The organism is Brevibacillus agri, assembly GCF_004117055.1.
In the GTDB taxonomy this organism is placed as follows: domain Bacteria; phylum Bacillota; class Bacilli; order Brevibacillales; family Brevibacillaceae; genus Brevibacillus; species Brevibacillus agri.
This window is the reverse complement of record NZ_CP026363.1, coordinates 2,394,198-2,413,651: the sequence shown is the minus strand read 5'-3', so window position 1 is coordinate 2,413,651 and position 19,454 is coordinate 2,394,198. Positions and strand designations below refer to the sequence as shown.

The 19,454-nt window shown below is 54.1% G+C and carries 20 protein-coding genes and 1 other annotated feature; of the genes, 3 read left to right on the top strand and 17 right to left on the bottom strand.

The features are described 5' to 3' along the window. Nucleotide 1: 1 nt before the first annotated feature. A complete protein-coding gene (locus BA6348_RS12110; RefSeq protein ID WP_005833423.1) occupies nt 2-217 on the top strand; it encodes a spore germination protein in 216 nt (71 codons plus the stop codon). 114 nt (nt 218-331) lie between these two features. Here BA6348_RS12110 and BA6348_RS12105 read toward each other — a convergent pair whose 3' ends face one another. Next, complete coding sequence (locus BA6348_RS12105) at nt 332-931, bottom strand: Hsp20/alpha crystallin family protein (protein ID WP_005833425.1); 600 nt, start codon at nt 929-931, stop codon at nt 332-334. A gap of 88 nt (nt 932-1,019) precedes the next feature. After that, entirely contained in the window at nt 1,020-2,375 is a 1,356-nt protein-coding gene (locus BA6348_RS12100; protein ID WP_005833426.1) for an LCP family protein, read from the bottom strand. A 226-nt stretch (nt 2,376-2,601) separates the two neighbouring features. Between BA6348_RS12100 and BA6348_RS12095 the strand changes: the two genes are divergently transcribed. Next, nucleotides 2,602-3,525, top strand: a complete 924-nt coding sequence (locus BA6348_RS12095; protein ID WP_005833428.1) for an NAD(P)/FAD-dependent oxidoreductase — start codon at nt 2,602-2,604, stop codon at nt 3,523-3,525. A 21-nt stretch (nt 3,526-3,546) separates the two neighbouring features. Further along, nucleotides 3,547-4,032: an NUDIX domain-containing protein gene (locus tag BA6348_RS12090; RefSeq protein WP_122952810.1), complete on the top strand. Its 486-nt coding sequence runs from the start codon at nt 3,547-3,549 to the stop codon at nt 4,030-4,032. 99 nt (nt 4,033-4,131) lie between these two features. Here the strand turns inward: BA6348_RS12090 and BA6348_RS12085 are convergent, their stop codons facing one another. The 15 genes from BA6348_RS12085 to spoIIGA all read right to left on the bottom strand — a co-directional run bounded on the left by BA6348_RS12085 (nt 4,132) and on the right by spoIIGA (nt 19,298). Continuing rightward, nucleotides 4,132-5,520, bottom strand: a complete 1,389-nt coding sequence (locus BA6348_RS12085; RefSeq protein WP_007784246.1) for an MFS transporter — start codon at nt 5,518-5,520, stop codon at nt 4,132-4,134. A gap of 15 nt (nt 5,521-5,535) precedes the next feature. Further along, complete coding sequence (locus BA6348_RS12080; protein WP_005833433.1) at nt 5,536-6,675, bottom strand: mandelate racemase/muconate lactonizing enzyme family protein; 1,140 nt, start codon at nt 6,673-6,675, stop codon at nt 5,536-5,538. Then, nucleotides 6,662-7,423 carry a TraR/DksA C4-type zinc finger protein gene (locus BA6348_RS12075; protein ID WP_007784242.1) on the bottom strand — a complete coding sequence of 254 codons (762 nt, stop codon included), beginning with the start codon at nt 7,421-7,423 and terminating at the stop codon, nt 6,662-6,664. Before BA6348_RS12075 ends, BA6348_RS12080 begins: the two co-directional genes overlap by 14 nt. A 565-nt stretch (nt 7,424-7,988) precedes the next feature. Further along, nucleotides 7,989-9,071, bottom strand: a complete 1,083-nt coding sequence (locus tag BA6348_RS12070; protein ID WP_122952811.1) for a YncE family protein — start codon at nt 9,069-9,071, stop codon at nt 7,989-7,991. 248 nt (nt 9,072-9,319) lie between these two features. Next, complete coding sequence (gene ileS, locus BA6348_RS12065) at nt 9,320-12,106, bottom strand: isoleucine--tRNA ligase (protein ID WP_122952812.1); 2,787 nt, start codon at nt 12,104-12,106, stop codon at nt 9,320-9,322. Nucleotides 12,107-12,153: 47 nt separating this feature from the next. Beyond that, nucleotides 12,154-12,417 (bottom strand) — a binding site (T-box leader). A 71-nt stretch (nt 12,418-12,488) separates the two neighbouring features. Beyond that, nucleotides 12,489-12,974 carry a DivIVA domain-containing protein gene (locus BA6348_RS12060; RefSeq protein WP_007784235.1) on the bottom strand — a complete coding sequence of 162 codons (486 nt, stop codon included), beginning with the start codon at nt 12,972-12,974 and terminating at the stop codon, nt 12,489-12,491. A 99-nt stretch (nt 12,975-13,073) separates the two neighbouring features. Then, the gene (locus tag BA6348_RS12055; RefSeq protein ID WP_007784233.1) at nt 13,074-13,847 is read right to left on the bottom strand and encodes a YlmH family RNA-binding protein; all 774 of its coding nucleotides are present in this window, start codon (nt 13,845-13,847) and stop codon (nt 13,074-13,076) included. Between the two features lie 10 nt (nt 13,848-13,857). Further along, nucleotides 13,858-14,121 (bottom strand): YggT family protein, encoded by a 264-nt coding sequence (locus BA6348_RS12050; RefSeq protein WP_005832947.1) that lies wholly within the window; start codon nt 14,119-14,121, stop codon nt 13,858-13,860. Between the two features lie 29 nt (nt 14,122-14,150). Then, nucleotides 14,151-14,576, bottom strand: coding sequence for a cell division protein SepF (locus tag BA6348_RS12045; RefSeq protein ID WP_005832949.1), 426 nt, complete (start codon nt 14,574-14,576; stop codon nt 14,151-14,153). Between the two features lie 42 nt (nt 14,577-14,618). Continuing rightward, nucleotides 14,619-15,320, bottom strand: a complete 702-nt coding sequence (locus BA6348_RS12040; RefSeq protein WP_122952813.1) for a YggS family pyridoxal phosphate-dependent enzyme — start codon at nt 15,318-15,320, stop codon at nt 14,619-14,621. Between the two features lie 6 nt (nt 15,321-15,326). After that, nucleotides 15,327-16,163 carry a peptidoglycan editing factor PgeF gene (gene pgeF, locus BA6348_RS12035; RefSeq protein WP_122952814.1) on the bottom strand — a complete coding sequence of 279 codons (837 nt, stop codon included), beginning with the start codon at nt 16,161-16,163 and terminating at the stop codon, nt 15,327-15,329. A 75-nt stretch (nt 16,164-16,238) separates the two neighbouring features. Continuing rightward, nucleotides 16,239-16,523, bottom strand: a complete 285-nt coding sequence (locus BA6348_RS12030; RefSeq protein WP_005832955.1) for a YlmC/YmxH family sporulation protein — start codon at nt 16,521-16,523, stop codon at nt 16,239-16,241. 160 nt (nt 16,524-16,683) lie between these two features. Continuing rightward, a complete protein-coding gene (sigG, locus tag BA6348_RS12025; protein WP_005832957.1) occupies nt 16,684-17,463 on the bottom strand; it encodes an RNA polymerase sporulation sigma factor SigG in 780 nt (259 codons plus the stop codon). Between the two features lie 147 nt (nt 17,464-17,610). After that, the gene (gene sigE / locus BA6348_RS12020) at nt 17,611-18,333 is read right to left on the bottom strand and encodes an RNA polymerase sporulation sigma factor SigE (RefSeq protein WP_005832959.1); all 723 of its coding nucleotides are present in this window, start codon (nt 18,331-18,333) and stop codon (nt 17,611-17,613) included. A gap of 2 nt (nt 18,334-18,335) precedes the next feature. Further along, nucleotides 18,336-19,298, bottom strand: coding sequence for a sigma-E processing peptidase SpoIIGA (spoIIGA, locus tag BA6348_RS12015; protein WP_005832960.1), 963 nt, complete (start codon nt 19,296-19,298; stop codon nt 18,336-18,338). Nucleotides 19,299-19,454: the final 156 nt, after the last annotated feature.

Genomic DNA, 19,454 nt, shown 5'->3' with positions numbered 1-19,454 from the left:
CGTGCCTTCCGTGGTCGGAGCGGTCAACATCAACAGCAACTCCGGGACTGTCAACTTCGGGGACACCTTGAACATCTCGCCCAAAACCGCATCCAAGACTTTCTCCGGTTCCGGTGGCGGCAATACGGGCAACGTCGTGAACACGATCAACGGCGCCAACGCAACCAATACGCTCGATCCGAGCATCGTCGATCAGCCGCTGGTTGGCAATATATGAACGGACAGTGTTAATGGCTTACATTAGCACTGTTTTTGTTTGGGCGCGGACATGCTCCCCCGTCCCTTGCAAGTTGCGGGAAAAGGAAAAGAGGAGGGCCGAAAAGTCCCTCCTCTACAGCTTCGCCTTGAATGTTGTTTTTCGTTCGCGGTAATCGGCATCGCGCTGCAAATAAATTTCCAGCAAGCCATCCTGGTACTGGGCTCTCATCCCTTTGGCGATCACCGGAGCAGGCAGTTCGATCTTGCGGTGAAACGAACCGTAGCTTCTCTCCGCCTGCACGCATGAGCCTTTGTAGTCCGGCTCCTTGACCAGCCCTTTGATTTCGAGCACTTTTTGTTCGACAAGCGAAAGCTCCAGGCTGTCGCGCGCAAAGCCCGGCAGCTCGCAGCATACGATCACGGACTGCTCCGCCAGGAACACATCCGTCGGCGGGTAGCCCTCGGTTTCTTCGACCTGCACCACCCGCAGCGGCCTATCCGTTGCTGGCTTTTTCCGGTTTTTTTGGATGGTCGGCACGACTTTCGCGGCCGTGCTCGGCGACTGGTTCGGCGATTTTTGGCTGAGCGCCGCAATGTTTTCCCAAAAATTCGCATCCATGATCTGGTTCATCTGGCGCAAGGCCCCCCACGGATGGTCTTTGTCCAGGTTCAGCTTTGCCAGGCTTTGCGATGCCTTTTGCAGTTGCTTCATCGTCTCCTGCCAATTTTTCAAAGAACATCGCCCCCTTCCCGAAAGCGGGCAGCGCTTCCGCTCCCTGGCAGTATATGTGCCCGGCTTTGCGGAGGGTGCAAAAAAATCGTTACGTTTGCCCACTGCCCCCGCCATCTGGCGCAGGAGCTGGCGGCGCGAGAATATCAGGCGGCGGCATGTCGCTCGGATACGACTCGCTGTCCTGGCCTGCTTCTCCACCCGGCACAGGTGTCGGCTCTGCTGGCGTCTCTGGCTTCGGCTGCGGTTTTGGCGCCGGAGTCGACGGCTTCTGCGGCTGCGGCTTCGCTACTTCCGATTGCGAAGAGGTCGACGGCTTCGTAGTTTGCGGTCTGGTCTCTGTTTTCATCTCGACTTTGGCTATTTCCGCTACCGCCGCATCGCTGAGCTTGTCGCTGGCTTCTGCCACTCCCAGCTCTTTCTGCAGCGTGCTGCGGACCGCCTGCATGTTCTCCTTCGGCCACAGAGAGTACGGAAAGCTCCAGATCGCGCCGTTTTCCAACGAGACGATATTGTCGGAAGAGATGCTGCCAAAGTCCATGGCCAGCCCTTTGATCTGGTCTTTGGACAGATCGGTTTTGATATGCTTGCCGACGGTCGCCATTACCTCCGTCAAGTGGGTAATTCCGTCCATCGAAACCATTTTGTCCGCGACAGCGCGAATGACCTGCTGCTGGCGGCGGTTGCGGTCGAAGTCGCTGGAGTTGTAGGCGCTGCCGCGTCTGTCGATCCGGTGTCTGACGAAGCCAAGCGCCTGCTCGCCGTTCAATACTTGCGTGCCTTTTTTCAAGCTGCGGTAGACGCCCTGCTTGGGCAGCTCGTACACCAGGTCGCGGTCCACGTCTACCTTGACGCCGCCGAGCTTGTCGACCACAGCGGTAAAACCTTCGAAGTCGAGCTGGACGTAGTGATTGACCGAGACACCGAGCATGTGCTCCAGCGTCTTTTTCAGCACCGTCATGCCATTTTCCGTGACAGGCTGTCCTTTGCTCTCCGCCAATTTCTTTTTCCCTTCGCCAATCGAAAAAACTTCGTTAATCTTGTGATAGCCTGGCTCGCCAGGAATTTGGACCCGCGTGTCACGGGGCAGCGACACCATCGTTACCTTTTTCGTGACAGGGTTAGCGACAGCGACGACCAGCACATCGGTGTTCAGCATCCCGATGTTGGCGCGCGTGTCCAATCCGACGATGACAAAGGAAATGGATTTCTGTTCCTCATACGGCTGCTCCACGACTGGCTGATCGGGAAGCTTGTACGGGTTTTTCGTCACGTCCTCCAATGTTTTGTCCACCTGGTTCAAGGCATACCCCGCCCCGACCGCAAGCAAACAGAGGAACAGGCACGCAGCCAGAAGCAGATACATCCGCTTGGATCGCTGTCCGCGTTTTTTTCGTTTCCGCGGCGTCTTCACAGGAGCCACTTGTTTTTCGTTCTTGGCCTGCACGCAGGTTCACTCCTTTTCCCATGGTGCCAACATTTCCGTTCAATTTTTCTATTATTCTGGAAAACCATGTCCCATTTTACCACATTTTGCTGTCAAATTGTAGGTGACGGTCAAGGCCACGCACCTGTTTTGTCGTTTTGGCGGTGAGTCCTTGCACTCCGGAAACGAAACAGGTAGTCTAAAACTATTGGGAAATCGGAAACAGAAAAGATCGGGGGACTGGAGAGTGGAACACGTACAGGTGCTGATCGCAGGCGGCGGCATCGCGGGTTTGTCTGCCGCTATTTGGTGCCAACGATTGGGGTTGTCTTGCTTGCTGGTGGAAAAATCGGATCGGCTCGGAGGGCAATTGCACCAGATTCACAATGAAATCTGGGATTTTCCTCCGCGGGTGTACCCTCGGGGCGCTTCGCTTCTCGACGAGTTGTACCAGCATCCTACCATCCAAAACCTGAATGTCCGGCTGGGAGAAGAGCTGTTAGCCATTGACCGCGATGCGCACATCGTGACGACCTCCAAGACTGCCTATCGCGTCGACTATCTGCTTATCGCTACGGGCGTTACCCCCAATGAGATCCCGGCCCTCAACGGCTGCAAGCGCGTCCTGCCCCCCGCTTTTTCCTCTACAGCGGAAGCTACATCGGTCGCAGGGCTGGCGCTTGCCGTCATCGGCGGAGGGGATCGCGCGCTGGAAAGCGCCGTCAATCTCGCCAGGCATGCGCGCCATGTCTACTTGCTGATCCGCAGCAACCATCTGCGCGCCCGCCCCGAGTGGCTGCGCAAAATCGCGGGGCTGCCCAATTTGTCTTTGCTGTGGGAGACGGAAGTAACAGGCTACCAGGACGAAGGAGAGCGGCTGTGCTTGACGCTGGCCTCGCGACGGCCTGAAAATCCGCCAACGCTGGCCGTCGACTGGATTTTGCCGCGCATCGGCGTCCATGGCAACTGCGCAGGGCTGGGCGGCCTTGCCACGTTTGGCGAAGGGTATTTGAAAACAGATGAATTTCAGCGCGCGGACGATTCGTGGATTTACGGCACGGGTGACGCCACCAATGGAGCCGCCTATGCCAGCCTGTCCCTCGCTGTCGGGCAAGCGATGAAAGCAGTCAAGCATATTTCCATGCAATATCGCTCATCTACCCCGTTCTGATCGTAGAAAGGAGAGCTGTTCTTGTACGCTTTTTCAGATGATTTCGGTTTGCCTGTGCAGTTGACCTTTGACCCCGACGAATATCGCCTTCATCCGGCAGGCCACGTGCTCATTCTCCCTTTTTATGACGGAAAGCTGCTGTTTACCCGCCACCGCAGCCGGGGCGTAGAGCTGCCCGGAGGAAAAATCGAGCCTGGCGAAAGCAGTCTCGCCGCTGCCGTCCGGGAAGTGTACGAAGAGACGGGAGCTGTGCTGGAAGGCATTGAGCGAATCGGCCAGTACACGCTTGCCGGCGGACAGCGAAAAGACATCTACATCGCAAAAGTGCTTACATACGCTGCGACGCCTTCTGGCTCTGACGTGACGGAAACAGTCCTCTTCGACACCATTCCGCGTGATATCAAAAGCGACGGGCAGTTCAGCCGCATTTTGCGCGACGATGTCTATCCTCGGACGCTGGAAAGAGCGTTGCTGCATCCGTTTGCTGCCCCATCTGTCCGCTCCTGACCATAAGCGCATAAGCTGTTCACACAAACAAACAGGCACGTCCCTGCTGCTGCTTCGATCCCCATTTTCCTGAGGGAGAGCTGCGCAGGGCTGCCTGTTTCAGTTTTTTTCCTTTTCTTTTTTCCCGGACAAGATACGTGCAAACAAGTCGTTCACATCGAAGCCGTACTTCTCGATCGCCCGCGCCCGCCGCTTTTCCTGCTGCGTCCCCGGCTCGATCCCGAGCACCTCTGACACTTGCCGCCACGCCTTCGTTTCGCGCTCTTTGGCAGCATCCTGCTCCTGGTTTTGCCCGCCTTGTTCGGCCTGCTTCGGCTTCAAGAAAAAAATGGCCAAAATCGCGAAGACAAGCGACAAGCCGGCAATCGAGAAAAACATGACCGTCCGGGAGATGCCGAGCAGCCAGGTGAAAATCGGCGGCCCGACAGCCACGCCGATAAAGCGGACGCCGCTGTACAAAGACGTAATCATGCCCCGCTCCGCTTTTTGCACCGCTCCTACAATCATCGAGTTCAGGCAAGGCAAAATCATGCCTGTACCGATGCTGCCGATGATGAGAATGCCGATCAGCGCATAGGCGCCTTTTACAAAGCTGGCGAGAACGTACGACGCCGCGAGCAGAAACATCCCGACGATCACAAACAGGCGCATCAGGCCTAGCTTCTTTTTGATAATCAGCCCTGTCACATAGGCAGCGATGCTCATGACGAGCAGCGGAATCGCCAAAAATCCGCCTTTGATGACGCCGTCGATCTTGTATTTTTCCTCCAGCAGATCAGACAGGTAGAACAGAACGCCAAACAGCGTGAACAGGCAGATGCTGCCGATAAAAAACGCGGGAACGAGCCATTTGCCGTGCTGCTTAAACACCTGTGCGATTCTGTGCAAATACTGCTTGACCGGAAGCGGCTGCCGCTCCTGCTTCTTTTCCTTGGTCAAAAACAGGAACAGCACAAGGACGACGCCGCAAATGATCGGGAAAGCGAGAAAGACCATGTACCAGGAAATGAGCGCAAGCAGCGCCCCGAAAATGGGACTGAGCACTTTGCCCATCCCGTTCGATGTCTCCATCAGGCCGAGCGCTTTGCTCTCTGACGCTCCCTCGAACAGATCGCCGACCAGCGCCATGGCAATCGGCGCTGTCCCGGCTGCGCCGATCCCTTGCAGGACGCGCCCGCCCATGATGAGCATGTACGGCTGATCGAGCCAGAGTGCCGCAAGCCCCGCCAACAGCCCGCCCGTCCCGTACAGGGCGAGCGAGATCAGGATGACGATTTTGCGGCCAAAACGGTCAGACAAGTATCCAGCCAGCGGAATCACGATTCCGGCGGCAATGGAAAAAGCCGTAATCAACAGACTGGTCTGGAGCGAAGTCAGCTCCATCTTGTTTTTCATCGTGGGCAGGACGGGAATGAGCATCGAGTTGCCAAGCACCATGACTAACGGAATCCCTGTCAGCCCAATCAGGTTTTTCGCATTTTGCGCCATACGAAACTCCTCGTCTCACGCATATGCGCTGCCATCCCAGCGCGTGGCGTTGATAATCTCCCAATTCGGCTCCATGCCGATCCCCACTCCGCTCGGGATGGCTACTTCACCGTTGACTGGGTACAGCGGAAAGAGGTGTGTGAACGGATTTTCCATGACATCCCACTCGACTGGCTCGATCTGTTCGCTGTCCATTTTGCTCCAGGCAGGCAAGCATGCTTGCGCGAACAGCGTGTACAGCCGAGCCAGCCCGCCATCAAACGAATGCGGCGACACGCGATAGCCAAATTCCCGCGCCATTTGCAGATGGGTCCGGTAGCTCTCGATCCCTTCTGTGTGCAGCAAATCCGGCTGTGCGATATCGAGCGCCCCCGCTTTGAATAGCGGCAAAAACTGCGCACAGCGGACCAGGTTTTCCCCGCCCGCAAGCGGAATGGGCAATGCGGCACGCAGCTTGGCGTATTCTTCCGTGCGCTCCATCGGCATCGGCTCTTCCAGCCACAGCCAGTTCGGATAGCGCTCGATTATGCGCGTCCACTGTCTGGTGGTCGCCAGATCGTAGCTTTGGTTGGCGTCAAGCGCCACCTGTACCTCCGGCGAGAGCATGTCCATCAACTGAACAATGTGCGCCTGATCTTCTCGAACGGAGCGGCCGCCGATTTTTACCTTGAACCTGGTGAATCCTGCTGCGAGAGCGGCTGCCACCTGGTTGAGCGAGTGCGTCATCCAGTCCTCGCGCTCCGCATACGACTGAAAGGATGCGTAGACGGGAATGGTCCGGTGGAGCGCCCCGCCCCATAGCTGGCAGACCGACATCCCCGCTGCCTTGGCGACGATCTCTGTCAACGCCATGCTGACCCCTGCTGCCGATCGCTGGTGCCATTTGTTGACGATCGCTGCGATCTGTGTCCGGCTGGACGCATGCTTGCCGAGCAAAAAAGGGACGATCCGCTCGCGAAACCCGCGGTCCAGGGTGGGCAGCCAATCGACAATTTCGCCCCAGCCATCGATCCCGGCTTGCGTGATGATGCGGATGAGGTACGTGCTGCGGTAGCGCTTGTACCCGTTGGCGTCCCCGTAGGCTTGCGTCAAGCGGTGCAACAGCGGATAAGTCTCGACGCGTTCGATCAGCAGACTGCGGTCATTCCACGCCATCGCGCCCCTCGCGCGGTTCGTTTTGCGACTCATACTCGTCGTAGGGGAGGAAGTTGCCTTTTCCTTCGCCTTTGTGCATGTAGTCTTCGTATGTTTCGCTGCGCATGAAGTGCACGCTGTCGGGACCATGGTAGCCGTCGATATCGGTGTAGCCGATTTCTTCTACGGCTTCGACGTACCCATCCGGCTCGTCGCTTTCGATGTACATTTCGCCATAGTCGGCTTTATCGCTGTCCTGGAAGGAGAACGGCGTGCTGGATGTGCCCCACGACTCGACGATCTGCCAGGCGTCTTCCCCGTCGAAGCCGTTTTGCCCTTCTTTTTCGTCGAGCGACGTGCGGCCAAACGGGGGCTGCAAAAACTCTTCCTCGATCGGCCGGGATTCGTTCACATGGGGCGCAGGCGCGTGTTCCTTGCACGTCTGCGCCTGGGGCAAGGCTTCGAGTCGCTCGGCAGGAATCGGCTCGCCACAGACGGTGCACAGCCCGTATGTCCCTTCTTCCATGCGGGTCAGCGCCTGTTCGATTTCTTTTAATGTCTCGCGGTCGAGGCTGTCGAGGGCGAGGTCTTTTTCCCGTTCAAACAGCTCGCTGCCGATGTCGGCCGGATGGTTATCGTACATGGAAAATTCCTGCAAGGAGGTCGTCATCGGCTCTCGCATGCCGTAATGATCCTGTACGCGGTCTTCGAGTTCTTTTTTCTGCGCAAGCAGCTTTTCCCTGAAGCTGGCCAGCATTTTTGGGTCCACGTCGGCCACCACCTTTGTTTGGTTTCCTCAACTGGTAGTATGGCTTTGCAGGCGGGAAATAACCGTTTGAAGTGATTGGGGAAGGGTATGGGTGTGGCTTGTTCGTTCGGTTCTCGTGCTCTGCAAGACCCTGGCTCCGTCAAGCTTACTTGTCAACCTCGGCTTGCGGATTGTTCGTTGCTGTTTTGTCAGGTATAGCAGCTTTTGGTGTTCGCTCGGTTTTCTTTTTTAAAAGCTTCTTAATCGTTGCTTCCCTGGAGGCGAGGAAAGAGGAGAAATCGCTGTAGCTTCTTGGGGCCCCTGCAGGAAGCTTTGCTGCCCGGCTCCGTGGAAAAAACGAAACCGCGTCCAAAGTGGTTGACTCAGGATGCTTCTCAGCGTGGACGCTTAAAAGCGTGTTTCGTTTTTTCCACTCCGCCTCGGTCGGGACCCCAAAGAGCTTTCGCGGATTTCTCCTCTTTCCTCGTCAGGGGCTTGTAGTTGTTCGGCGAGGCTTAAAAAATTTGCTTATGCAACGGAAAAACCGCGCAGCAAAAAACAGCCCTGTTAGTGAAGGGCCGTTTCATTATTCTTTCGGTATGGGATTGCTTGAGTCTGGAACAACCAGCACTTTTGTCGGCCACTCGCCAACGTCCACTTGCTGTATTTGCTTTCGCTCCTGCGTATCAATCACGCTTACCGTTCCCGGCACAAAATTCGCAACAAGAAGATGGGAGCCAGCCAGGGCAATGGAAGACGGGGTTTCCGAGCGAATCTTGGTTATCAGCTTCATTGTTTTCAAGTCGTAGACGGAAATCATCTCCCCGCTCATATCCAAATCCGTATAATGATTGATAAAAGCAAGATCGTCCTTCTGCACAATCTGCTGCGGGAACGACTCTTCCAGATCGATTTCCTGTAAAACGGAATCATTCTTTTTGTCCAACACTTTTATTTTACTTGTATAGGCTTCTGGCTGCTTTACCCATCTCGGCTTTGGCCCTTTGGCGAATCCCGCATAGACCGCGATATTTTTTTCCGGATACGAAATGACATTGGTAGGAGGAAGCTCTTGCGGTGTGTCTTTCGTTTCCAGTATTTCGTATTTTCCGGCTGTCCCTTTCCCCACGCGAACTTTTTTGGCATACGGGCCAAATTTGTTCGGTCCTCCCGCATTGACATGCATCGTGACTCCATTCGCTTCGGGGATGAAGGAACTGACAGCGCCGGGAACCGTAAACGTGTCAATCAGCGAAAAAGATTCCAAATCGACAAGCATAAACGGAAAGCCAGATTGTTGGACCGAAGAGGAAGCGATATAGGCTACCCGATCATGAATAAATATTTTCTGGGGAATGTAGGGCAAGGTTAGCGTTTGATACGAGAGATCATGGACGTTTATGGCATACAAGTTTTTCAACGCCGGCTCAATTCCACAGTCAATCGCGTACAAGGTCTGCCCATCCACCTGCCCATCAATCAGAAATTCGCCGATTTTCTTTTCCCCTACGACCTTGTAGTCTTTATTCAAGATGACGACATTGGCTTTCCCCCTATCTTTGATAACGGCCAAATGCGGTGTTTCCTTTTTTACAGGTACTTCATTCACCGTCTGACAAGCCGTTGACAAAAGGATGATTACCAGAAGAAACACCAAGTATTTTTTCATCCCCAAACCCTCCAATCATACGGAAAAACGGACCGAAACAAAGCTGCCTCGGTCCATTGACAGAAAAAATTACCAACTAAACCCATTTGTGGTTATTATGACATAGTCATTTACTTTATCGTAAATTAATATTTTGCAATTTTGTTAATAATTTGCACCAAAATCTTCGACCATAGTTCGACCATAGTTGGGACCGAAAAAACCTGCCATCCCTTTAGGAATGACAGGTCCTGAAAAAACATCTGAAATTACGATTCAGCTACATGCGCATAATGCTGCTCCACGATATCTGCGCAGCGCACGCAGATAGATGGATGCGCTTCGCGGGCGCCTACGTCCTGCTTCACGACGCGGCAGCGTTCGCATTTTTGGCCGTCAGCCGCGGAGACGACAACCGCGATGCCTTCGAGTTGGGCAGCTTCTGCCGGAGCGGCTTCGCCTTGGGCGTGCAGGTCGACATGAGCGACGATGAACAGGTCGGCCAGATCGTCCATGGCTGCCAATGCTTTTGCTGCTTCCTCTGTTTGCGGATAGAGCGCCAGCTTCGCGTCGACGGAGTTGCCGAACACTTTGTTGCGGCGCGCTTCTTCCATCGCTTTGAGCACCTCGTCGCGGACAGCGAGGAACGCGTCCCATTTGCTTTCCGCTTCGGCAGAGAAGCTCAGGTGCTGCTCGTCGCCTTCCGGCATGTCGGTCAACTGCACGCTTGGCTCGGTCACGCCCGGGATGAAGGACCATACCTCGTCGGCGGTATGCGGCAAAATCGGCGCTACCAGCTTCACCAGGCTGAGCAGGCAATCGTACATGACCGTTTGGGCAGCGCGGCGTTTTACGCTGTCAGGCGCTTCGACGTACAGACGGTCTTTGCAGATGTCCAGGTAGAAAGCAGACAGGTCGATCACGCAGAAGTTGTGCACCGCATGGAAAACGGTATGGAACTGGTATTCGTCATACGCCTTGCGGGAGCGCTTGACGACCTTCGCTGCTTTTGCCAAGACATAACGGTCCAGCTCGCCCAGTTGCTCATACGCTACGCGGTCTTTCGCCGGGTCAAATCCATCGAGGTTGCCCAGCAGGAAGCGGAACGTGTTGCGGATTTTGCGGTACACCTCGGCGATCTGGTTCAGGATCGCATCGGAAATGCGCACATCTGCCTGGTAGTCAACCGAAGCTACCCACAGGCGCAGGATGTCGGCGCCCAGCTTGTCGATGACTTGCTGCGGCACAACCACGTTGCCGAGCGACTTGGACATTTTGCGTCCTTCTCCGTCGAGAGCAAAGCCGTGGCTCAGTACCGCCTTGTACGGTGCCGTGCCATAGACGGCAACGCCTGTGGACAGCGAAGAGTTGAACCAGCCGCGATATTGGTCGGAGCCTTCCAGGTACATGTCAGCCGGCCATGCGATGCCGCGCTCGCGCAGAACCGCCTGGTGGGAAGAACCGGAGTCGAACCATACGTCCATGATGTCTGTTTCTTTGCGGAAATCTTTGCAGTCGCACTTGCTGCAAGCAAGCCCTTCCGGAATCAGCTCGTTTGCTTCGCGGGCAAACCAGACAGCGGAGCCTTCTTTGCGGAACAGCTCGGCAATGTGGTTGATCGTCGTGTCGTTGATGATCGGCTCATTGCACGATTTGCAATAAAAAATCGGAATCGGAACGCCCCAGACGCGCTGGCGGGAAATGCACCAGTCGCCGCGGTCGGCGATCATGTTCGCGAGACGGGTTTCTCCCCAATGCGGAATCCATTTCACGTTTTTGATCGCTTCGAGCATTTGCTCGCGAAAGCCGTCGATGGAAGCGAACCATTGCTCGGTCGCGCGGTAAATCACCGGCTTTTTCGTCCGCCAGTCGTGCGGGTAGGAGTGCGTGAAGAAGTTAAGCTTCAGGAGCGCTCCGTTTTCTTTCAGCTTCTCGGTGACCGCCTTGTTGGCATCTTCGTAGAAAAGACCTTCAAAACCAGGAGCTTCACTGGTCATTTTTCCTTCGTGGTCAACCGGGCAAAGCACGCCGAGATTGTATTTTTGTCCGACAGCGAAGTCGTCTTCCCCGTGTCCAGGAGCGGTATGCACGCAGCCTGTACCGGCATCCAGTGTCACGTGCTCGCCCAAAATCAGCGGCGATGGACGGTCGTAGATTGGATGCTTCGTCACTACGCCCTCCAGCTCCTGTCCTTTGAAGCTGGCGAGAACTTCTACGTTTTCCCAGCCGATTTCCTTGCTGGCTGCTTCGATCAGGCCGTTTGCCACGAGGAATTTGCGGCCATCGGTTTTGACGACGCTGTACTCCAGTTCAGGATGAAGCGAGATCGCCAGGTTTGCCGGGATCGTCCACGGTGTGGTCGTCCAGATGACAACGCCTGTTTCGGTATCCAGCTTGCCTTTGCCATCTACGACCTGGAAGCTTACGTAGATGGAAGGAGAACGCTTGTCTTTGTATTCGATTTCCGCATCAGCCAGTGCCGTCTCGGAAGACGGAGACCAGTAGACACAGCGAAGTCCTTTGTAAATGTAGCCTTTTTTCGCCATCTCGCCGAACACGCGAATTTGGTTGGCTTCGTACTCAGGCAAAAGCGTGACATACGGATTTTCCCAGTCGCCGCGAACACCCAGTCGCTTGAACTGATCGCGCTGCTTGTCGATGTAGGACCAGGCGTACTCTTCGCAGCGCTTGCGGAAGTCGTTGACCTCGATGTTGCGGCGATCCAGTCCTTGAGCGTTGACAATCGCCTGCTCAATCGGCAAGCCGTGCGTATCCCAGCCCGGGATGTACGGCGCGTAGAAACCTGCCATGGACTTGTAGCGAACGATGAAGTCCTTGAGAATTTTATTCAGCGCGTGCCCGATGTGGATGTCTCCGTTCGCATAAGGAGGGCCATCATGCAAAACGAACGAAGGGCGTCCTTCCGTGCGGGCCAGCACTTGTTGATAAATGTTTTGCTCTTCCCACTTCTCCTGGATTTGCGGCTCGCGTGTCGGCAAGTTGCCGCGCATCGGGAAATCGGTTTTCGGTAGCGATAAGGTTTTGCTGTAGTCCATAGCCTGCTTCACTCCTAAAAATAAATAAAAGCCTTCCTTCATCCCAAAAAAGGGACGAGAGAAGGCTCCCGTGGTACCACCCTGATTGAACAAACCCGTCGGCAAACATGCAGAGGGATTCGTTCCACTCGTTCATTCGTAACGGGAATGACGCGCTCACTTACTTGCCTGCCTCAACAACGTGCGGCCAAGCTTTCGGATTTTGAACTCCCGGGTGATTTTCAGCAGAGGCGACTGGTCGGGCTTTCACCTGTTCCCGACTCTCTTTGACAGTGCTGTTTCCGCGTACTCTTCCCGTTCATCGTCTTGTCGTGATATGGATTAATGTTTTCGAAAAAGTTGTTTTTCATTATAGTACCATCATCGGCACAACGTCAATGTTTTATTCAACAACTACCGCAGAATCCGCCTGCTCGATGTCGTCCCATGCTCCGTGCTCCAGCATTTCCAGTTGGGCCTCCAGCAGCGTGCGGAAGCGCATGCGGTAAACGGACGCGCGTTTTTTCAATTCTTCGATTTCAATCGCAATTTTGCGAGACTTCGCCAAGGCTTCGTTGACAATCCGGTCCGCGTTTTTCTCGGCTTCCTTCAAGATCAGTTGCGCTTCCTTGCGGGCATTGGACTTGACATCCTCCGCCGTCTCCTGAGCGACGAGAATCGACTTGCTCAAGTTTTCTTCCAGGCTCTTATAGTGGTCCACACGCTCATTGAGAATGGCGATCCGTTCTTCCATTTCCTTTTTCTCTTTAATCAGGAGTTCAAAGTCTTTGATGACCTGATCGAGAAATTCGTTCACTTCGTCAATGTTGTAGCCGCGAAAGCCTGTGCTGAATTCTTTATTGTGTATATCCAATGGCGTTAATGGCACATGAACCCCCCACTTTTCCCGATAATTCGTACTTATGTTTTCGACAGAATCGACATTGTTTCCTGCCTTATTTTACATTTTTTTGCGCCCTCGTTCATTTTATGTAACCAGTCCGACAATCATGCGCAGTCTTCCGCTGCGCGTCGGGCCGGCTATCTCCAAAATTTTAAACCGCCCGTATCCGGCGAGCGACACCATGTCGCCTTGCTGCAATTGGGTCGAAGGATCTTCCGTAACCTTCCAGTTGACCTTGACTTTGCCCGCGCGAATCGGCACCAGTGCCTTGGCCCGGGACATATTGTGCACTTCCCCGATTACCGCATCAATTCGCGGCGAAGGCACGGTGATCGTTTTTTCGGCAAAGCGGGTCGCAGGCGGGGTAAACGACTCCCACGCCACGCGTTCAAACTGCACCGAGGTCCGGTGAATCTGCGTCACCTGCGTGCAGACAAAATCCGCGACTTCCTCGGCCACAATCGCATAGCATGTCCCGACGTCCGTCAGCATGTCGCCGAACTTTTCCCGCTTCATCCCCGCATGCAGCAGCGCTCCCATCACATCGCGATGCTCCAGGGTGTGGAAGCGCTGGTCTGCCTTGATTGCCAACAGGGCAAGCCGGAAGTCCTCGGGCTCCACTTCGATGTACTCCGGATGAATGAGGACGCGCACCCGCTCGGCGCCTTCATAGCCGCCGCTCGCGGAAATTTTCACATCGCGCACTTGCGACGTAAGGCTTTTCATAATGTGCCATTGCCGTGGATCCACAAAATCAGTAAGGCGCATGGCCTGCTTACGCTCTACCAGCGTCAGCATTTCCAGCGCCCGTTCCACAAAGGGACGTTCTTCTTTTGCAAAATGATCGAATACGCTCATAGCACTCGTCCTACAGCAGTTTTTCCAGAATGCTGAACAAGCCATACTGGGCAAAGCGAAGGGCAATCAAAGCGACGATGGGCGAAATATCAATGAAACCGAGTGTGGGAATAAATCGGCGAAACGGAGCCAGATAAGGCTCTACCAGTCTCTCCAGCAGTTGGCCGATGCCAGTCGCCCGCATTTGCGGCACCCATGACATCAAAATGTAGGCAATAATCATGTACTGATACACTGTAAAAGCAAAATTTAAAATGGTAAACAAGTACGCCATTAGCTCACCCTTTTTATCGTGTTAGTCCGTTACTCTTCCATAACGCTGGAGATCGTTCCTTGAATATCTACATGGTCCGGGGTGCATACAAAAATCGTATCGCCCACCTTTTGAATGTCTCCATTCAGCGCGTAAACCGTCCCGCTCAAAAAGTCGATAATTCTTTTGGCCTGATCTTTTTCCACCCGATGCAGATTGACTACCACAGGTCTGCGATGACGAAGGTTGTCGGCAATGTCTTGCGCATCGCTATAATGACGGGGCTCACAGAGAATCAAACGGATTCCCTCCTTTTCCCGCGCTTGGAACGGCACTACGTTATTGGCCCGGCTGACAGGCTGCTGCTTTTTGTGGTGAGAATCGTATTCGTCGCGTTCCTCTTCTACCGTGGTTTCCTCGATGTATTCCTCGTTATCCAGCCCCAGAAACCCCATCAATTTGTTCATGACACCCATACGCTACCTCCTCTCCTGCTCGTTGTCGCGTCTGTTTCTTCCCTATTCCGGCTTGACCAAAACAGAGCCAAGACGAATATATGTAGCTCCCTCTTCAATTGCCACTTCAAAATCACTGGACATGCCCATGGACAATTCTTCTATGTGAGCATGCGGGAACGCGCATTCATTGATCCGCGCTTTCCACTCGCACAGTCCGCGAAATACAGGTCGCGCCTCCTCCTGATCTTCGACAACAGGCGCCATCGTCATTAATCCGACGATCTTTATATGTTTCATATTACTGGTTTCACGCAAAAAAGCCAATACATCGTTGGGACTAAGCCCAAATTTTGTCTCTTCCCCGGAAATATTGACCTGCAAAAAGCAGTTGACGACCTGGTCGATCGCCTTGGCTCGGCGATTCAGCTCCTGGGCGAGCGAGAGGCGGTCCAGCGAATGAATGTACGGGAAACGCCCGACGACTTCTTTTGCCTTGTTCGTTTGCAGATGCCCGATAAAATGCCAGATGCCTCTGTCTTTGTGCAACTCGTATTTCGGCAAGGCATCCTGCACCCGGTTTTCCCCGATATGCTCGATCCCGACATCCAGCAAATCACCGATGGCCTGCTCGTCGACGTATTTGGTCACAGCGATGATTTTCACTTCCTCGCGCCGACGGTTCGCCCTCTCGCAAGCCGCCTGAATGCGCGTCTCAATCGCCGCCAATCTTTCTTTCAACACTTCCTGCTCCTTGATTTTCACGATGCCCTATCTCCCTTCTGTTTCCTTCCAGCCGATATACGAAGCCATTCGTCCTGTCATTTTGCCCGGTCCGGCTTCTTTTCGATGCGAGAAAAACAAGTCTGTCCGGCAGCTTGTACACCAGTCCGTCACCAACATATTTGCCCGGGAAATCCCCGCTTCCCGCAAAATTTCCGTATTTAACTGCCGCAAATCGAGCATGTACTTCCCTTCTGTGGAGGCAGAGACTGCCGTCTTCCAGTTTTCCGCACTCGTCCGCACCTGCGTCATGATCCGTTCATCCACCTCGTAGCAGCAACCTCCGATGGATGGCCCAATCGCGACGCGGATGTCCCCCGGCTTCGCCTTATAGTGCGTTTGCAGCGCCTTCACCATTTCCTCGGCAATACGCCCGACCGTCCCTTTCCAGCCCGCGTGGGCAAGCCCGATCGCTCCTGATGCCGGGTCGAGAAAATAAAGCGGAACGCAATCAGCGTAAAACGACGTCAGCAAGACTCCCTTTTGCTGCGTGAACAGCCCGTCTGTTGCGGCAATGACGTCTCCGAGGCTCTCTTTTCCCGCACCTCCCGCCGTCACCTGACAGACGCGGTTGCCGTGCACCTGGTCGGCGCATGTCCACGCCTCAAACGGCATCCCGACCTGCTCGGCCAGCTTTTTTCGGTTCGCGATCACATGCGCCGGGTCGTCTCCCACGTGCAGTCCCATATTAAACGAGCCGTACGATTCCTCGCTTTCCCCGCCAAGGCGAACCGTAAAGCCCGCCACGAGCCCCGGGAAATGCGCTTGCCAGTCCGCCAGCGCCAAAATGGATTTTTCCCCTTCCAAGACAAACGGTTCTCTCATCCTGTCACCTTCCTCATATGGCTTATCATACCATAGCCGAAAAGAAAAGAAAGGCTAACTGCCGCCTTTCTCCCTTTACTCCCTGTATTCATCCCCGCCAGAGGTTCTGGCTTCTACCTTGAGTGCCTCCTCCATCCGGACCAGCACCACATCTTTCCCGATCTTCACAATATTGCGCCACGGAATGACGTAATCATTCCCGGAGGAAAAGAACCCGAGGAATTTGCCTGGCCCCGGCACGACAATCGCTTCCACGCGTCCGTGGCGCAGATCAATCTCCAAATCGGATATCGTCCCCAGCCGCTTCCCATCCAGGATGTTCACCACTTCTTTTGTCTGGAAGTCAGAGATTTTTACCATTCTCCTCACCCACTTTTCTCCGTTACTTTCAGTATATGAACCAGCGGGAGAATATGTCCTCCTCGGCCCGAAAAAACAAGAGCGGCTCTTTGCGGCGGAGCGCCTGCGGGAATAAAAAAACCCAACGGTACAAGACCGTCGGGACCTATGTCGTTTCTCATTACGATTGGACGTGCTTTTGCATATGGGCGATGGCTGCCTTCTCCAGCCGGGAAACTTGTGCCTGCGAAATTCCGATTTCCTCTGCTACTTCCATCTGGGTTTTTCCCTCGTAAAAGCGCATGGATAAAATCATTTTTTCCCGATCACCCAGACGTTGCATCCCTTCGCGGAGGGCGATTTCTTCGACCCATGTGACATCCTTGTTCTTTTCATCGCTGATTTGATCCATGACGTAGATGGGATCTCCCCCATCCTGATAGATCGGCTCAAAAAGCGAGACGGGGTCCTGAATCGCATCGAGCGCGAACACGACGTCCTCCTTGGCGACGTTCAATTCCTGAGAAATCTCGGTAATGGTGGGCTCTCGCGAATGCTTGTTGGTCAGGTTGTCTCGCACCTGAAGGGCTTTGTAGGCGATGTCCCGCAGCGAACGGGAAACGCGAATCGGGTTGTTGTCGCGCAGATAGCGCCTGATCTCCCCGATAATCATCGGGACGGCGTACGTAGAGAACTTCACGTTTTGCCCCAGATCAAAGTTGTCGATCGCTTTCATCAATCCGATGCAGCCTACTTGAAACAGATCGTCGACGAACTCTCCGCGATTGTTGAACCGCTGAATCACACTCAACACCAGACGCAGGTTGCCGTTGACCAGTTTCTCACGGGCAGCCAGCTCACCGCTTTGCAGGCGCTCAAACAAATCACGCATTTCTTTGTTTGTCAGCACCGGAAGCTTGGAAGTATCTACCCCGCATATCTCTACCTTATTGCGCGTCACGTCTTTCCCTCCTCGAAGCAAGAAAAAAGTCCCTAACCCGGTTGTCTTGAAAGGCCGCGTACTGACGCGTAGCCGCCAAGAAGGTGGCAAAAACCACCATCTGTTACGGTTTAGGAACAGTATCCCCTGAGGCTGGGAAAATATGCGCTAGACCATTTTGTTGAATTCTTTTCGCAACCGTTTTATAATTCGCTTTTCCAAACGGGAAATATACGACTGGGAGATTCCGAGCAGATCGGCCACGTCTTTTTGTGTCTTCTCCTCTTCGCCTGCCAGGCCGAAGCGCAGCTCCATGATGATGCGTTCCCGCTCGGACAGCTTATCCAGTGCTTTTTTCAACAGCTTGCGATCCACCTGGTCCTCGATATTTTTATAGATCGTGTCGTTTTCCGTGCCGAGCACATCCGACAACAGCAGCTCGTTGCCATCCCAGTCGATGTTGAGCGGCTCGTCAAAAGACACCTCGGAGCGAATTTTGTTGTTGCGGCGCAAATACATCAAAATCTCGTTCTCGATACAGCGGGAGGCGTATGTCGCCAGCTTGATGTTTTTCTCCGGGTCAAACGTGTTGACCGCTTTAATCAAGCCGATCGTCCCGATGCTGACCAAATCCTCAATGTTGATCCCCGTATTTTCGAACTTGCGGGCAATGTAGACGACCAGCCGCAGATTGCGCTCGATCAGCATACCGCGCACCGCAGGATCGCCCGATGGCAGGCGTCCCAGGAGCACTTCCTCTTCTTCTCGCGTCAACGGTGGAGGCAATGCTTCACTCCCGCCAATATAATAGACTTCTTCAGCGCGTACACCAATCCACAGCAGGAAACGGTACCAGGTCAACTGGAGTTGTAGGCGAAGTTTTACATACATGATTAGCCCTCCTGTTTGAGAATAAAGGTAGGTTCTTGCGTATATGCTTCCATCATGGCAGGATGCACGATCGCTTGGTACTTCCCGTCGGCTGAGAGCGGAATCGGGTTCAGCCCGATCAGCACTTTTTCGGTTTCATAACGAAGCCCTTCCTGTACAACCAACACATGATCTGGCTTGATCGCAAGCAAAAAATCCATTCCCCGCGACACGCTCCGATACGGGATCAGGCGCACGCGAGACTGCCATTCGATCGGCAGGTCATCCCAGGATCCGTCCAGCTTCTCCCACACTCCACCGTTTTCATCGGTTTGTCGGAGAAGCGACGGCGGAAGCAGATGAGCCAGCATGCGACTTTCGATAATCATGACCGGCAGACGCGTAATCGGCTCGTGGAGCTGATTGCCTGTGTCCACCAAACCGCGGCAAATGACTTTCTCCTTGGCTATGGTCACGACGACATCGACGAGAAACGTTTCGATCCTGCGCGGCTCCTGGATCGCCTTGTAGCTCTTTTTCCCGAGGAAAAAGACGAGCGTGAAGCCGACGGCAACAATCGCGAGCGTAGGCTTGAAGCCGACGCCAAACCCGTCATTGTGCGTCACAACCAATCCGTTGACGATTTCGTTTTGCGGGGCCAAAAAATATTGCAGACCGAATACCCCGCCTCCAAAGACAAAAGCGACAAAGTAAAAGATGATTAAGTTTTGCGCAAACGACAACAACCTCCTGTTACCAAATGCAATCCAGAGCATGAGAATGGAAAAGAGCAGTTTGACTGACCATTGATACATGGATGAAAACGCCGGGAAAAAGAAAAAGACCAGATACGAGCACCCGAACAAGGCGGCCGCGATCATTCTCCACCACACCACGCGCTCTTTGCGAAAATACGCCGTAAACCAGAGCAACAAGGTATCAATGGCGAGGTTGAGGAGTAGAATGATATCAAGATACACAACCACTTGCTCTCACCTCCGATCTGGTTTCGCCTTGGCGAAAATCCGAGAGCTGCAAGAGTTGCCAAGTGTGTTTTCGGCCAGTGCTGCGCTGCCTACGTACACTGGCTTCTATCAGTAAAAGCAGTATATATCAATGTGTATGTAAAGTCTGTCAATTCT